The organism is Vibrio sp. EA2, assembly GCF_033042495.1.
Taxonomy (GTDB): domain Bacteria; phylum Pseudomonadota; class Gammaproteobacteria; order Enterobacterales; family Vibrionaceae; genus Vibrio.
The window spans coordinates 26,667-41,575 of sequence record NZ_JAWLID010000011.1; the positions used below are offsets into that span (position 1 = coordinate 26,667).

Genomic DNA, 14,909 nt, shown 5'->3' on the forward strand with positions numbered 1-14,909 from the left:
CATTATATTTATAGCGATTGATCATGCTTAAAGGATATTTCTCCATTGCGGTTTGTTTATTGGCCAGTATGTTTGCACCATACACGTTGGCGCAAAACCCAACCCCAGAACAGCTACAAATGTTTAAGAGCTTACCAGCCGATCAGCAACAAGCATTGGCAAGTAAATATGGTATTTCCATCCCATCAGCCTCCTCCCAATCAACGAACTATCAAAACCCTCAGGTGATTGAGCCTCGTAACCCCGCAAACAGTAGCGCTCAAAATGGGCAATTAAACCAGCAAGGCCAACCAGATCAGGATGAAGAGTTAAAACGTTTTGGTCTGGACCTGTTTGCGGGGTCACCAACGACCTTCGCGCCAATTAGTGATGTTCCTGTACCAGCGGATTATACGGTTGGAGCAGGTGATGAAATCGTTATCCAGCTATTTGGTAAAGAAAACACCACTCACCGTTTACGTGTTAATCGTGCTGGTATCATCAATTTCCCATCATTAGGCCCAGTACAAGTGGCGGGCATGAGTTTCTCTGAAGTACGTGACTCGCTAAACCAGCGTGTACAAGAACAAATGATTGGTGTACGCAGCGACATTTCATTAGGTGAAATGCGCACCATGCAAGTGTTTGTTATGGGTGATGCGTACAAACCGGGCGCGTATACCGTGAGTGCTCTGTCGACGATTTCTCAGGCGATTTACTACAGTGGCGGCTTTAGCGAAAGTGGTGCTCTGCGTAATATTCAGTTGAAGCGTGATGGTCAAGTAATTCGCAATCTAGACATGTACGACTTACTGCTAAAAGGTGACGCTCGTAACGATGTACGCTTAATGCCTGGAGACGTAGTATTTATTGGCTCGGTGGCGCAAACCGTTTCAGTTGATGGTGAAGTTAACCGCCCTGCGATTTATGAAGTAAAACCGGGTGAAACCTACAAACAATTAATTCAAATGGCGGGTGGTTTTACTGCCAACGCCTTCTTTGAACAAATCAATATAAAACGCTACGGCACTGAAGGTAGCCGAGAAGCATTAACGCTGAACTTTGTTAACTCTCAAGACCAACAAGCGAAAGTCAAAGTGGGTGATGAAGTCAACGTGCTAAAGAAAAGCGAAGAGTTAACTCGCTATGTTCAAATAGAAGGTGATGTGCGCCATCCTGGTTTTGTTGAATGGAATAATGGGTTACGTATCGCAGACCTTTTTAACTCCGTTGACTCTTCTTTTAACTCAACAGCAGACGTTAATTACGCCGTAGTCGTACGAGAAATTAATCCTCAACGAGATATAGAAGTTCATCAAGTTAACCTTGCCAAAGCGATTCTGTCGCCAGGCAGTAAAGACAACTTACAGCTTAATTCTCGTGACCGAGTGCTGGTCTTTAACCGTTTTAATAACGAAGACTTAGATAACCTTGCTGAGGAAGATGTTGTCACCAAGGCAAAAACACTTGAGGAAGCTCAATCACAGGCACAGCAGGATCTTAAGCAAGAACAAGAAATCTTGAACGCTTCGGTTGCTGTCACTGCGGTAGATAGTAAGTCAAAATCTAACGACCGTAGAACTAAGATTATTTTCCGCGGTAAAGAGATCACGAAGGAATACTTTGAAGCACTTAAGCAAAACACTCGCAGAACTTTGCTTGCGCCTGTGCTTCTACAGCTTCAGCAGCAGTCTAAACTCGGGTTAGCCCCACAAATTGCAGAAGTGTTTGGCGAAGTAAAACACCCAGGTCGTTATCCAATTACGCCACGAATGACAGTCTCTACGCTATTAGAAGCTGCTGGCGGTCTAACTTACAATGCCTTTACTATCAATGCAGAACTTGCCCGTACTGTGGTTAACAGTATTGATGAACGCGCTTCTATTGATGTAGAACGTATCGACCTACGCAAAGCGATTCAGGGCAGCACTGCTGATGATGCGATTATCTCAGGTCGTGACCGTTTAAATATTTTAGAGAAGCCAAGTGTTAAGTTGCAAAGCACAGTAACTTTACAAGGTGAAGTTCGATTCCCTGGTACCTACACAGTGAGTCAGGGTGAGACACTAGGACAACTACTGGAAAGAGCTGGCGGTTTGACAGAGTTTGCGCATCCGCAAGGTGCAATATTTACTCGTGAAGCACTACGCCTACAAGAGCAGAAACTGTTAAACGAGTACGCTGCTGATATGCGTGCAGAGACTGCGAAGAAAACCTTCCGTGCTGACAGCAACTTAGGCTCTGTCATTTCTGACCCAGAGAAAACCCTGAAGTTTGTTGAAGAAGCAAGCCGCAGTAAAGCACTTGGCCGTATGGTGGTTCAGTTAGATCGTATCACTAAAGGTGAGCGTTCTACCGACTTTATGCTAGAAGATGGCGACTTCCTATTCGTTCCAACCTTCCGCAATACCGTATCCATCATGGGCGAAGTTCAGGTTCCTATTACTTATCTACTAGATAGTAAGCTGGATGTGGACGATTACCTGAACAAAGCGGGTGGCGCTAAAAAACAAGCGGATGAAGACCGTATCTTCGTCGTACGTGCTGATGGCTCTGTGTACAAACCAACATCGGGCTACTGGTTTGGTAATAACAATGAAGAACTAAGTGCAGGCGATACCATTGTTGTACCTATCGATACGGACTACCGCGATGCTCTAAGCACCTGGACTGCCGCAACGCAAATCCTGTACCAAACAGGTGTAGCGATTAATGCGCTTAAGTAAGTAGGTCCTAGGTCCTAGGATACTAGGGACTAGGAATTACCAACTTAGGTGGAGGTTGATGATGCGACAACTTGCTTTTGAAAAACTCGAAGTTTGGAAACGTAGTTGTCGCTTGTCATGCCAGTTATATCAAGAGCTAGATAGTTGTAAGAATTACGGCTTTAAAGATCAACTAACAAGAAGCGCACTTTCAATCGCATCTAACATTGCTGAAGGGGAAGAGCGAGAAACAGCAAACGAGTCCACAAGGTTTCTTTATATTGCAAAAGGCTCCGCTGGCAAAGCAATAACCCAACTTTATATCGGTATAGAAGCAGGCTTTATAGAAAACAAAAAGGCCTAGCCCTAATCAACGAAACCAAAGAAATATCAGCAATGCTAGCCGCCCTTATAAGGCGCAGAAAAGGTTCAGTCCGCGAACCTTCAGCACTATACGAATAAATGAACTCAGGGTGTTTTCTAGAATTCTAGGCTCCTGACTCTAACATTTTTAACCCAATCCTACCCCTAGCTCCTAGCTTAATCCCTAGGACCTAGGACCTAGGACCCTAGGACCTAAACAATCCATGGAACAAAATAAACCTCAACATCACGAGTACTTACCCTACCCCCCGCAAACCTCCGCGATCGCTGATGACGAAATCGACCTACGCGAACTGTTTAAAGCAGTTTGGAAGGGTAAGTGGATCATCATCGCTACAACGTTTGTATTTGCAGTCGCTTCAGTACTTTATGCCCTAAGCCTACCGAACATATACAAAGCCGATGCTTTATTAGCGCCTGCAGAAAGTTCAAATGGTGGTGGTTTATCAAAAATGGCTGGCCAGCTTGGTGGGTTAGCAGCACTCGCTGGTGTTAATCTTGGTGGCGGCGAAACGTCGCAAACCGATCTTGCTGTACAAGTGATGAAGTCTCGCCAGTTTATAGATGCTTTCATCAACAAACATGAATTACTTGTTCCGTTGATGGCAGCAAAAGACTGGGATCTAACGAATAACAAGCTGAACTTAGATGAAGACATTTATAACCCAAATACTGGTGAATGGTTACGTGAACCGGAAGGTCTTCGCGGCTCAAAACCAACGGCGCAAGAAGCTTTTGAAATATTCAGCAAAGAGACGTTAAGTGTAAACCAAGATAAAGAGAGTGGTTTATATACAGTATCGGTGAAGCATTACTCTCCTTATGTTGCTCAGCAATGGGTTAATTGGCTGATTGAAGATATAAATAAAGTGATGCGAGAGCGCACCATCGCAGAAACTTCTCAAAACTTGGCTTATCTGAATACTCAGCTACAGAAAACGGCCGTAACTGATATGCAAAGCATGTTTTACAAGCTAATAGAAGAACAGACAAAAAGCTTAATGCTGGCAGAAGTTCAAGAAGAGTTTGTATTCAAAGTAGTAGATCCAGCCGTTGTTCCAGAAATAAAAGACGACCCTAAACGAGCACTAATTTGTGTTCTAGGCACTCTGCTGGGCGGAATGCTAGGTGTCGCTATTGTGTTAGTACGCTTTGCATTTAGGAAGGAAGATGTTGAGGCTCTAGAACCTAGAACCTAGAACCTAGAACCTAGAACCTAGAACCTAGAACAAACATCTTACTCAGGGCTATTCAGTCCACTGAATTTATAGATAAATTTTAAACAATTAAAAAGTGTGAAATGATGAAAATATCTCCAGAGAGAATGACTCACCTAAAGCAGCTTGAAGCCGAGTCAATCCATATCATGCGCGAAGTTGCTGCGGAATTTGATAATCCAGTAATGCTTTACTCTGTAGGTAAAGATTCATCCGTAATGCTGCATCTAGCTAAAAAGGCTTTTGCTCCAGGTATCCCACCATTTCCACTGATGCACGTTGATACGACGTGGAAGTTTAAGGAAATGATTGAGTTTCGTGATTACATGGCAGAAAAGTTAGGTATGAAGCTGATTGTCCATCAGAACCCAGAAGGGCTGGAAATGAACATCAACCCATTTGTTCATGGCAGCTCAAAACATACTGATATCATGAAAACTCAAGGGCTTAAACAGGCACTAGATAAATATGGTTTTGATGCGGCTTTTGGTGGCGCACGTCGTGATGAAGAAAAATCACGTGCAAAAGAGCGTGTGTACTCATTTCGAGATGAGCACCATCGTTGGGATCCTAAAAACCAACGTCCAGAGCTTTGGAATATCTACAATGGCAAAGTTAATAAGGGGGAAAGCATTCGAGTATTCCCACTTTCAAACTGGACTGAGTTAGATATCTGGCAATATATCTACCTGGAAAGTATTGAAATTCCATCTTTATACCTGGCGAAGAAACGCCCTGTAGTAGAGCGTGATGGTATGTTGATCATGGTAGATGATGAGCGTATGGAAATTAAAGAAGGCGAAACCGTAGAAGAAAAAATGGTTCGCTTCCGTACTCTAGGTTGTTACCCGCTAACTGGCGCTGTTGAATCAGAAGCAACGACGTTACCAGAAATTATTCAAGAAATGCTGCTTACCACGACCTCGGAGCGTCAAGGTCGTGCAATTGACCACGATAGCTCTGGATCTATGGAGAAGAAAAAGCGCGAAGGCTACTTCTAATCTGAAAGCTTTTTAAAAACAGCAGTAACAGCAGAGAGTGGATAAAGTGCCTTTTGAGCAGTGGGTCACCGGTGGGGCTCTTATTGCCCTCATTACATTGTTGGTTTGGGGGCGTATAAGAGTCGTTTACAGTTTTATTATTGTGACCGCAGCTTTGTACGTAACGGGCGTGATCGGCCAAAGTACAGTTTTGGGTAATGTGACCAACATGTCGGTAATCACATTGATCATGCTTATGCTCTCGGCGCTTGTTCTAGAGCGTACGGCGATTCTTTTTTGGTTGGCGACCAAAATAGCTGATGAGAATTATTATCGTACGTTATGTAAGCTTGGGTTAGCCAGCTCCTTAAGCTCTGCATTCCTCAACAATACGGCTGTGGTCGCAACGTTAATGGGGACGTTACTCAACAACCCATTCCATTCTGCTAAGAAGTTGCTTATCCCGTTGTCTTACTTCTCTATTCTAGGGGGGACGCTCACACTGGTTGGGACAGCAACGAATCTGGTGGTGAATGGCTTATTACAAGAAGAAGATTTGCCTTCTCTTGCTATTTTTGACTTTTTACCCGTGGGCTTAGTACTACTATTTGGATGTGGTATCGCTATATTTGCTATCACTCGCTGGTTACCTAATGGTGGGGTTCAAAAAACGCAAACTCACCAAGAGTATTTTATTGAAGCAGAACTACTAAAGGGAAGCTCTCTAGTTGGTAATTCCGTATTAAAAAATGGTCTTCGCTCTCTTAAGTCTCTCTTTTTGGTAGAGATCGTTCGTCAGGGAAGATTGATCTCTCCGGTTTCTCCTCATGAGAAAATGGAAGAGGGAGACAAGCTGATTTTTGTCGGTGACGTGAGAGAAGTAAGCCAGTTGTCCAATATGAATGGTTTAGAACTTTTTAGTTCTGACGATTTTGACTTAGAAAAAAATCTTCAGGAAGTGTTAGTGAGTCCTGAATCTATATTGATAGGGAAGACCATCAAGCAAGTCGAATTTCGTTCTCGGTTTGATGCTGCAGTGGTAGCAATTTCGAGGCAAGGACAGGCAATATCGGGTAAGTTGGGTGAGTTAACTATTCTTGCTGGCGACAAACTGTTGCTGGCAACAGGCAGCGACTTTGATAAGAGGCCTAATCTGTCAAGAAACTTCTTTTTTCTCAACAAGAGACAAGTTAATAAGCCTTTATCATTGCAACAAAACGTGTTCGGTATTATTGGCTTTATTACAGCTGTCGTTATTGCTAGTGCAACGCCACTCAGTTTGGTTGAAACTTTAAGCACATATTTGTTGGGTTCGCTTACATTAGGGCTTATCGATGGTTCGGTATTAAGAAGACGCTTCCCATTTGAATTATTGGCTATCTTGGTTTGCGCGCTATCTATTGCAGCTGCGTTCAGTCAAAGTGGTTTATCTACTCAACTAGTTATGAGCACCAGTGCTCTGCTTGAGTCAGTTAGTCACCACCATGCTTTGCTGATGATCATATTGCTTACTATTATGCTAACCGAAATTATGACAAATACAGCCGCCGCCGCGATTGTTTTACCTCTCGCTCTTAGTGTGTCATCTCATTTGCAAGTTGATTACATGCCTTTTGTCATGGCGGTAGCTTATGGAGCAAGCGCATCATTTATCAGCCCATTTGGATACCAAACGAATTTAATGGTAATGAATGCTGGTGGTTATAAGTTTGTCGATTTTATAAAAGTGGGTTGGCTAATGACGCTAACTTATGTCGGGATCGCGTATACGCTGATTCCGATAATATTTCCTTTTTAGAACAGTGAATTGAATTAAAATGAGCTCTCCCTACGAAGTAAAAGACAATGAATCCGTGAGTAATGATGTCGTTTGGCACAATACGACGGTGACTCATGAAGATCGTATGCAATTAAAACAGCAAAAGCCGGTAGTGCTTTGGTTTACGGGGCTAAGCGGCTCAGGAAAATCAACGGTTGCAAATGCGGTTGAAAGTAAGCTGCTGAGTTTAGGAAAACATAGCTATTTACTTGATGGCGACAATGTTCGTCATGGTTTAAATAAAGACCTCGGGTTTAGCGATGATGATCGTGTAGAAAATATTCGTCGAATAGGTGAGGTAGCAAAGCTATTTGTAGACTCGGGAGCGATAGTGCTCACCGCATTTATTTCTCCATTTATTGCTGATCGCGAACAAGTACGCGACTTAATGGCAGAAGAACAATTTTTGGAAGTGTTTATTGATACTCCGCTTGAAGTATGTGAGCAACGCGATCCCAAAGGCCTTTACAAAAAAGCTCGTGCAGGTGAAATCAAAAACTTTACTGGGATTGACTCCAAATATGAAGTGCCGCTCTCACCAGAAATTCATGTGAAAACCGCGGGAAAATCCGTTGAAGAGTGTGCTGAATTTATCGCGGAGAAGCTGTCAGTGAAAGGGTATTTGCTACTAGAGAGAAGCGAATAATGTACTGAGATGAATTTGATGATTATGAAGATGGGATTGTTGTATTAATAGAGTCTCTCTAGGTTGAACCAACCAGTCCGCATCGCTGAGGGAAGTTTGTACCAAATTTCTAAGCAATCAAAGTTATATAGTAAGTGTACTAACTTTGATTGTTATTGTTATATATAGGATACAATGTTTAATGAAAAAGAAATTAGTCTTACACATAGGAACGGAAAAAACTGGTACGACTAGCATTCAAGAATCTTTATATGCAAATAGAAATAGTTTGATTGAAGATTCTGGAGTGTATTTTATGCAGTCTTTGGGAGAGAAAAATAATCAGAAATTACCTTCTTCTTTTATGGCGCTTAATAAAAAAGATAATTATTTCGTTAACTTAGGTGTTGATACTGAAGAAGAAAGAATAGCGTTTAAAGAGAAGGTCCTAGTAGGCTTTGATAAAGAGTTTAACTTAATACCAAAACATGTTGAACAGGTTGTTATATCTAGCGAGCATTTTCAATCAAGATTAACCTCAGATAGTGAAGTTGAACAACTTTTCTTGTTTCTTAAAAAATACTTCAGTGAAGTGAAAGTCGTTTGCTATGTAAGAGAACAGTATTCTTATTTTCTTTCCAGCTATTCCACAAAAATAAAAAGTGGTAGAGTTTTATCTGTTGAAGATTATATGGAACAGTGTAATTCTTCTAATCCATTTTTTAATCATTATATAATGCTTGAAATTTGGTCAAGGTTTTTTGGCAAGGAAAATATCATTGTCAAAGAATTTAAAAAAGAAAAACTACTAAATGGTGATGTTGTCGAAGATTTCTACTCACTACTAAATTTAAAAGAAAGTTTCACTTTATTAAAAATACACACCCCCTATAATGAATCATTAAATAATGTTGGCATATACATTGGGATTATTATTAATTCTATCTTTAAGTTTCAAACTTATCACTTGAAGAATAAATGGAGAGCTACCATTAGATCAATCATTATTAATCGTATTATAACTCGTATTTTCACAGGTAAAATTAAAGGTTATGACTATCTAAAACCTAAAATAGATGCTGAATTTAAAGATTGTAATGAGAAATTAATTAAAGAGTATATAAATCGAGGATAATATGTCACACTCTTCTGACTTAATTGCCACAGATATCGAGGCCTACCTAAACGTACATGAAAACAAAGATCTGCTTCGCTTTCTTACCTGCGGTAACGTTGACGATGGTAAATCTACCCTGATTGGACGTCTGCTTTTTGATAGTAAGCTTATCTACGAAGATCAGATGGCGGCGATTGAAAAAGACTCTCAAAAGTTCAATACAACCGACGAAGCATTTGATCTGGCGCTTCTCGTAGATGGACTTCAGTCTGAGCGTGAGCAGGGCATCACAATTGACGTCGCTTACCGTTATTTCTCAACTGATAAGCGCAAGTTCATCATCGCAGACACTCCAGGGCATGAACAGTACACTCGTAACATGGTTACCGGTGCTTCTACGTGTGATCTTGCGATTGTAATGGTTGACGCCCGCTATGGTATTCAAACACAAACTAAGCGTCATAGTTACATCTGTAGCCTGTTAGGTATTAAGCACATCATTGTTGCTATAAACAAGATGGATTTGATGGAGTATAGCCAAGAGGTTTACCAAAAAATCAAAGCAGATTACCGTGAGATGGCAAAGAACTTCAATATTGACGATATCCGCTTCGTACCAATCTCTGCGCTTAAAGGCGATAACGTGGTCACTCCGAGTAAAAACATGGATTGGTACCCTGGTGCGACATTGATGAAGTTACTGGAAACAGTAAAAGTTGACCAAGACAAAGATCTTGAGCACATGCGTTTCCCTGTTCAATATGTCAATCGCCCTAACCTAGACTTTAGAGGGTTCTGTGGCACCCTTGCGTCAGGTATTGTTCAAGTCGGTGACGAAGTGACAGCTTTGCCTTCAGGTAAAACATCTCGTATTAAATCAATCTTCACTCATGACGGCGAGTTAGAGACCGCTTATCCTGGTCAGGCAATTACTATTACTCTTGAAGATGAGATTGATGTATCTCGTGGAGATATGCTGGTTCATGTTGGCCACGAGCCGACTGTAACTAATAAAGTTGCAGCGCATGTGGTATGGATGGGTGAAAACCCAATGCGAACCCATAAAGAGTACATTTTCAAGTTCGCAACCAAATCATGCATAGGTAAAGTGACTGACATTGAGCATAAGGTAGACGTGAATACGCTACAGCAGCATGCAGAAAATAGTGAAACACTTGATCTAAATGAGATTGCGTTATCTAGCATTTTATTGACGAATAAAATTGCTGTTGATACCTACAAGACTCTTCCTCAAACCGGTGCATTTATTGTTATCGATCGACATACCAATGTAACGGTTGGTTCGGGCATGGTTAATAAAATTTCACAAGACTCAAAAGAAACTAGTCGAGTTTATTCTCAAGCAGAGAAAGAATTGAATTCTTATGTTCGTAAGCATTACCCAGAATGGGGTTGTGAATCAATCTAATGACATTAGAAGATAACTTGCAAACCCGTAGTTTAATAAAAAAGTTTATGGGGACTGCGGGTATTCAGCTTATAAGTAAAGGCTTATCAGTTGTTACCGGGATAATTTTAGCTCGTGTATTAGGGCCGGAAGAGTTTGGTCGATATGGCTTGATTATGTCGATTGTGGCAATGGCGACGATTCCTACTATTGCGGGAATGTCACAATTAATGATCCGCGAAGTATCTAATGCACAAATGGAAAAGCGTTGGAGTGAGCTAAAAGGGTTGTTACGTTGGTCATCATTGTATGTGATCACTTTATCCCTTATTGTTATGTGCGCTTTAAGTATATCTATTTACTTAGAGTGGATTGAACCCCGCATTGGCAAGTATCTTTGGTTGGGTTTAGCCGTTATTCCCATGCGCGGTTTATTGGCAAAGCAAAATGCTGTGCTCAATGGGTTACGCTTTCCCGTACTGGCTCAATTACCACAAGGTGTTATTAGTTCTGTTTTAGTTTTAATTGCGTTAAGTGGGTGTTTATTAACAAGTCATGTTCTAGAAGCAAGCAGTGTTTTAATCATTCAAATAGGAGCAAGTTTAGGGGCTGTATTACTTAGTGGATATTTGGTTTTAAAAAAATCCCCTAGTGAATTAAACGATTCTTCAAGGAAATATAAAGTTAAATATTGGCACTCCGCACTTTTACCCTTTACGCTTTTAGCTATAATCAGTAACTTAAACAATGAATTGGCTAGCGTAATGTTAGGAATCTTAGGCTCTGAAGAAGCGGTGGGATACTTTAAAGTAGCGATGCAGGGGGTAGCATTACTATCACTTGGCCGAGTTGCAATTAATTCGGTGACAGGCCCCAATTTTGCCCGTATGTATAAACAAGGTAATTTAAATGGTATGCAGAAATTACTTACTCGAAGCGTGAGGTTAAGCGCTGTGACATCGATACCATTTGTCTTATTCCTTATCTTTTTTGGTGATTGGGTTGTTGTTTTACTGTTTGGTCAAGAATACCTCCCAGCGGCAAAGCTACTAACTATTTTATGCATAGGGCAGGTTGCTAATGTTCTTATGGGGTCAGTTGGACTCGTACTCCAAATGACTGGAAATGAGAAGAGAGCTCTGAGAATATTAATAATCACACTAGCTATTACTATATTGCTACTTGTAGTCCTTATTCCATATTACCAAGGAGTAGGTGCAGCGATTTCTGTAACCACTAGTTTAATATTATGGAATATTTTGATGAATATAGAAGTATATAAGAATTGCAAGTTAAAATGCTGGATAAAATAAAGTGTGATCTTTTATGGGCTTAAATAAAAGTTTTATATTGATTGGAATTAAACTCATTAAAAATTGTTAATTTAATAGTGTGAATTATCTATGCCTTTATTTAAAAATGATGATAAAAATTGGGTCAACTTTATACATATACCAAAAACAGGAGGGACTTCTGTCGAATATATGTTAAGTGATGATTATGACATGATGCTTTTTTCAAAGAATGATAGGGTGTTAAATGTCACACCTCAACATTTAGATAAAGAGAAAATAAATATATTGGGTTTGGATAAATTAGGTCCCTTATCTTTTTGTATTGTAAGAAACCCGATTGAAAGGTTTATTAGCGAGTATAAGTATCGAATGTCTATTGGGGCAAGGCATTATAAAGTATTAGACGTAAATTCATTTCTAGACATATCGATACAGAGGTACAATAAAAACCCAAATGTTTTTGATAATCATATTAGACCTCAAGTTGATTTCTTATTAGAACATACGAAAGTATATAAGTTTGAATCTGAACTATCAAACATAGCTTCCGTACTTAGTGAAGAATTTCAATTTTCTAATGTAAAAAACATTTCACATGAGAAAAAAAGCAAGTCTAGAAGTTTAAATTTATCTAATGAATCAATACATAAATTAAAAGAATTTTATAAAAAAGATTTTGAAACTTTTAATTATGATGCTTCATCATTAAAGTATAATAATAATCCCGAAAGTAAAGTGGAAACAAAAATAAGAGTCATTGTTTTTGAAGTGCTTGATGTTTTTTATCGAATAAGAAAATATATTAAGCGTTAATGTTAATTAGTTGATAAAGGTAACTATGGCTTAAGCTCTCTAGACATAGAGTCGGCTCGATATTCAATTTAATAAATTAAATATATCTTTACTCAAAGTAGGTTTTTTTATGAGAATAGGCGTCTATTCAAATGGCTATCCTAAATTGTCTCAAACATTTGTGGATAAGCAGATTAATGCTCTAGTTGAGAATGGTTGTGACGTGACTGTCCTAACAGACAAACAGTCCAACTCTCCTTCTATAGTTAATAGCGATCTGGACATTATTGATTTTAGTCCAAAGGCCAATAGTAACTTAGCTCGAGTTTTCGTTTACTTTTTTTTATTTGTCTTAGCTTCATTGAAAGGGAAAGGTAACCTGGCTTTTTCTGTATCAAAAGATGACAAACTAGCTTTTTCTCAAAAGTTATCTATTGTCTACGCTTTAGCTAAAGGTATAAAATTAAGTTACGATGTTATCTTGGTCCACTTTGGAAACTTCGGCTACTACATTTCAACACTTAAAAGCTGTGGTGTTCTAAGAGGTAAGGTAGCAATCATTTTTCATGGTTATGAGATATCCAGAAAAAAAGTGCTATCAGATAATGTCGATGCTTACCGTGCCTGTTTTGATTCGTGTGATATGTTTTTACCTGTTTCAAAGCTTTGGAAAGAGAAATTGATTAAAATGGGGTGTCCAAGTCGTAAAGTGTATGTTTCTCGTATGGGAATCGATTTAGACGATTTCGTATATAAAACTGCCAACTCAGATAGTGAAGTGTTTAAGCTTATCCAGGTCGGTAGATTGACGAAGAAGAAAGGGATTCTCGATACTATTAATGCTATCGCTCTATTGCCAAAAGATTCCAATATTCATTTAGATGTGGTTGGATCTGGTGAGCTAGAAAATGAAGCTCTAGAGTTAGTTAGAAAGCTTGGTTTATTTAATAAAATAAAATTCCATGGACCATTGCCAAACACGATGGTGAAGAAACTACTTTTTCAATCCAACGCCTATATATTGCCAAGCAAAGTTGCTGATGATGGTGATATGGAGGGGGTTCCTGTAGCGCTGATGGAAGCGATGGCTGTTGGGCTTCCAGTTATTTCTACCTATCACTCAGGTATTCCGGAACTTATTGATGATGGCGTAAGTGGATTCCTTGTCAATGAGGGGGATGTAGAGGCGTTATCCAATACGGTATACACTGTCAGTAGATACGACCAATCATCACTTAATAAAATAACAGTAAGTGCTAGACAAAAAATTGAGAAGCAATTCAATAACGATAAGGAAGTAAAAGCGTTAATCGATTTGATTTCTTAGGTATTAGTAAAAAATAGGGAATTTTAGCTATTAACGAAATACTTCTCTTTAAATAACAGTGACTTTAAATGTTATTATAATTGTTAATTGTTATTCATTATTAATGAATACCTTATACATTTAAGGTGTTTAATTTGTTTAATCTTGTTTTTAAATGCTTAACTAATGATAGTTTTCTTATTTTTTGGTACTTATTGTGAAAAATAAATTATATTCCATCATAATTCCTCACTATAATTGTATAACTGGGTTAAAAAGTCTACTCAATTCAATTCCAGATAGAGAAGATATTGAAATAATTGTTGTTGATGATAATAGTGATATATCTTTACAGTATGAAATGTTTGATATGTTCAGCCATTCCCATTGTAATCTAATCGTCAATGATAATAAAGGTAGAGGAGCCGGAACTTGCCGAAATATTGCTCTTAACATTGCTTCTGGTAGGTATGTTGTTTTTGCTGATTCAGATGATTACTTTACTGAGAATGCCTTTGAAATTATTGATGATGCTATTATTAAACATACGGAATGTGATGTTTTCCTTTTTAAACCAACCAGTGTTTGTAGTCTTAGTTTAGAGTTGTCAGATCGCCACAATTTGTATTGTGATATTATAGATAATTATAATGCAAATAAAGATGTCAACGAGCTTTACAACTATGTTGTACCTTGGAGTAAAGTGATAAGGCGAGATTTATTAGTTTCGAACGATATCAAATTTGATCAAGTGATTGCCTCTAATGATGTAATGTTTTCAATGAAAGTTACTTTCCATAGTAAGTCTAATGTTGCTCTTAATGATATAATTTATTGTGTAACTAGAAGACCAGGTTCACTAACTGTAAATAAGAGTAGAGAGGTTACTGCAGCAAGGTTTAAAGTGGAAAGGAATAGAATAAAGTTTATTAAAGAGAATAACTTAGATGTAGATACGAATGCTTTCATTAGAATTATAAAAAATTATCGTAGTATTGGTTTTTTGTATGTATTAAAGTATGGAACTAAATTATTAATAAAAGGTCATATTTCATTTATTCCAAAAAGTTATTTGAGGCTTGTATTAAATCCCAGGATTTTAATAAAGAAAATACTATCTCCTAATTCGATTAATAATTCAAAATATAGAGTGTAGATTTTAATTAAATTGTTCTTTATGTTAAATGTAAATATGTAAGTTATTTGTTTGTATTTTTGTTTATTTTTAAGTCTTAGGTATGTTTGTTAAATATAAAATGAAAGTTAATACTAGCTCAGGTTC

General features: G+C 38.6%; 12 protein-coding genes. All 12 read left to right on the plus strand.

What is annotated here, in order from left to right; translation table 11 throughout:
* Window positions 1-23 precede the first annotated feature (23 nt).
* The 12 genes from RXX31_RS18660 to RXX31_RS18715 all read left to right on the plus strand — a co-directional run bounded on the left by RXX31_RS18660 (window position 24) and on the right by RXX31_RS18715 (window position 14,783).
* Window positions 24-2,705 carry an SLBB domain-containing protein gene (locus RXX31_RS18660; protein ID WP_317591221.1) on the plus strand — a complete coding sequence of 894 codons (2,682 nt, stop codon included), beginning with the start codon at window positions 24-26 and terminating at the stop codon, window positions 2,703-2,705.
* Between the two features lie 61 nt (window positions 2,706-2,766).
* Window positions 2,767-3,048 (plus strand): four helix bundle protein, encoded by a 282-nt coding sequence (locus RXX31_RS18665; protein WP_317591224.1) that lies wholly within the window; start codon window positions 2,767-2,769, stop codon window positions 3,046-3,048.
* A gap of 223 nt (window positions 3,049-3,271) precedes the next feature.
* The gene (locus RXX31_RS18670; protein WP_317591226.1) at window positions 3,272-4,267 is read left to right on the plus strand and encodes a Wzz/FepE/Etk N-terminal domain-containing protein; all 996 of its coding nucleotides are present in this window, start codon (window positions 3,272-3,274) and stop codon (window positions 4,265-4,267) included.
* 104 nt (window positions 4,268-4,371) lie between these two features.
* On the plus strand, window positions 4,372-5,286 hold the full coding sequence (cysD, locus tag RXX31_RS18675) for a sulfate adenylyltransferase subunit CysD (protein ID WP_411197989.1): 915 nt from the start codon (window positions 4,372-4,374) through the stop codon (window positions 5,284-5,286).
* Window positions 5,287-5,323: 37 nt separating this feature from the next.
* Window positions 5,324-7,063 carry an SLC13 family permease gene (locus tag RXX31_RS18680; RefSeq protein WP_317591228.1) on the plus strand — a complete coding sequence of 580 codons (1,740 nt, stop codon included), beginning with the start codon at window positions 5,324-5,326 and terminating at the stop codon, window positions 7,061-7,063.
* 19 nt (window positions 7,064-7,082) lie between these two features.
* Complete coding sequence (gene cysC / locus RXX31_RS18685) at window positions 7,083-7,730, plus strand: adenylyl-sulfate kinase (RefSeq protein ID WP_317591229.1); 648 nt, start codon at window positions 7,083-7,085, stop codon at window positions 7,728-7,730.
* A 181-nt stretch (window positions 7,731-7,911) separates the two neighbouring features.
* Window positions 7,912-8,844 (plus strand): hypothetical protein, encoded by a 933-nt coding sequence (locus tag RXX31_RS18690; RefSeq protein WP_317591231.1) that lies wholly within the window; start codon window positions 7,912-7,914, stop codon window positions 8,842-8,844.
* A 1-nt stretch (window position 8,845) separates the two neighbouring features.
* Window positions 8,846-10,255 (plus strand): sulfate adenylyltransferase subunit CysN, encoded by a 1,410-nt coding sequence (gene cysN, locus RXX31_RS18695; protein ID WP_317591232.1) that lies wholly within the window; start codon window positions 8,846-8,848, stop codon window positions 10,253-10,255.
* A complete protein-coding gene (locus tag RXX31_RS18700) occupies window positions 10,255-11,547 on the plus strand; it encodes a flippase (RefSeq protein WP_317591233.1) in 1,293 nt (430 codons plus the stop codon). The genes cysN and RXX31_RS18700 overlap by 1 nt, the downstream gene beginning before the upstream one ends.
* Before the next feature lie 90 nt (window positions 11,548-11,637).
* A complete protein-coding gene (locus tag RXX31_RS18705) occupies window positions 11,638-12,342 on the plus strand; it encodes a sulfotransferase family 2 domain-containing protein (RefSeq protein WP_317591234.1) in 705 nt (234 codons plus the stop codon).
* Between the two features lie 109 nt (window positions 12,343-12,451).
* Window positions 12,452-13,648, plus strand: coding sequence for a glycosyltransferase (locus RXX31_RS18710; protein ID WP_317591235.1), 1,197 nt, complete (start codon window positions 12,452-12,454; stop codon window positions 13,646-13,648).
* 196 nt (window positions 13,649-13,844) lie between these two features.
* Complete coding sequence (locus tag RXX31_RS18715; RefSeq protein WP_317591236.1) at window positions 13,845-14,783, plus strand: glycosyltransferase family 2 protein; 939 nt, start codon at window positions 13,845-13,847, stop codon at window positions 14,781-14,783.
* The last annotated feature ends 126 nt before the right edge of the window (window positions 14,784-14,909 follow it).

Coding starts and splice junctions, on each gene's coding strand:
- RXX31_RS18660 (WP_317591221.1), top strand. CDS start 24: ATGCTTAAAGGATATTTCTCCATTGCGGTTTGTTTATTGGCCAGTATG.
- RXX31_RS18665 (WP_317591224.1), top strand. CDS start 2,767: ATGCGACAACTTGCTTTTGAAAAACTCGAAGTTTGGAAACGTAGTTGT.
- RXX31_RS18670 (WP_317591226.1), top strand. CDS start 3,272: ATGGAACAAAATAAACCTCAACATCACGAGTACTTACCCTACCCCCCG.
- cysD (WP_411197989.1), top strand. CDS start 4,372: ATGAAAATATCTCCAGAGAGAATGACTCACCTAAAGCAGCTTGAAGCC.
- cysC (WP_317591229.1), top strand. CDS start 7,083: ATGAGCTCTCCCTACGAAGTAAAAGACAATGAATCCGTGAGTAATGAT.
- RXX31_RS18690 (WP_317591231.1), top strand. CDS start 7,912: ATGAAAAAGAAATTAGTCTTACACATAGGAACGGAAAAAACTGGTACG.
- cysN (WP_317591232.1), top strand. CDS start 8,846: ATGTCACACTCTTCTGACTTAATTGCCACAGATATCGAGGCCTACCTA.
- RXX31_RS18700 (WP_317591233.1), top strand. CDS start 10,255: ATGACATTAGAAGATAACTTGCAAACCCGTAGTTTAATAAAAAAGTTT.
- RXX31_RS18705 (WP_317591234.1), top strand. CDS start 11,638: ATGCCTTTATTTAAAAATGATGATAAAAATTGGGTCAACTTTATACAT.
- RXX31_RS18710 (WP_317591235.1), top strand. CDS start 12,452: ATGAGAATAGGCGTCTATTCAAATGGCTATCCTAAATTGTCTCAAACA.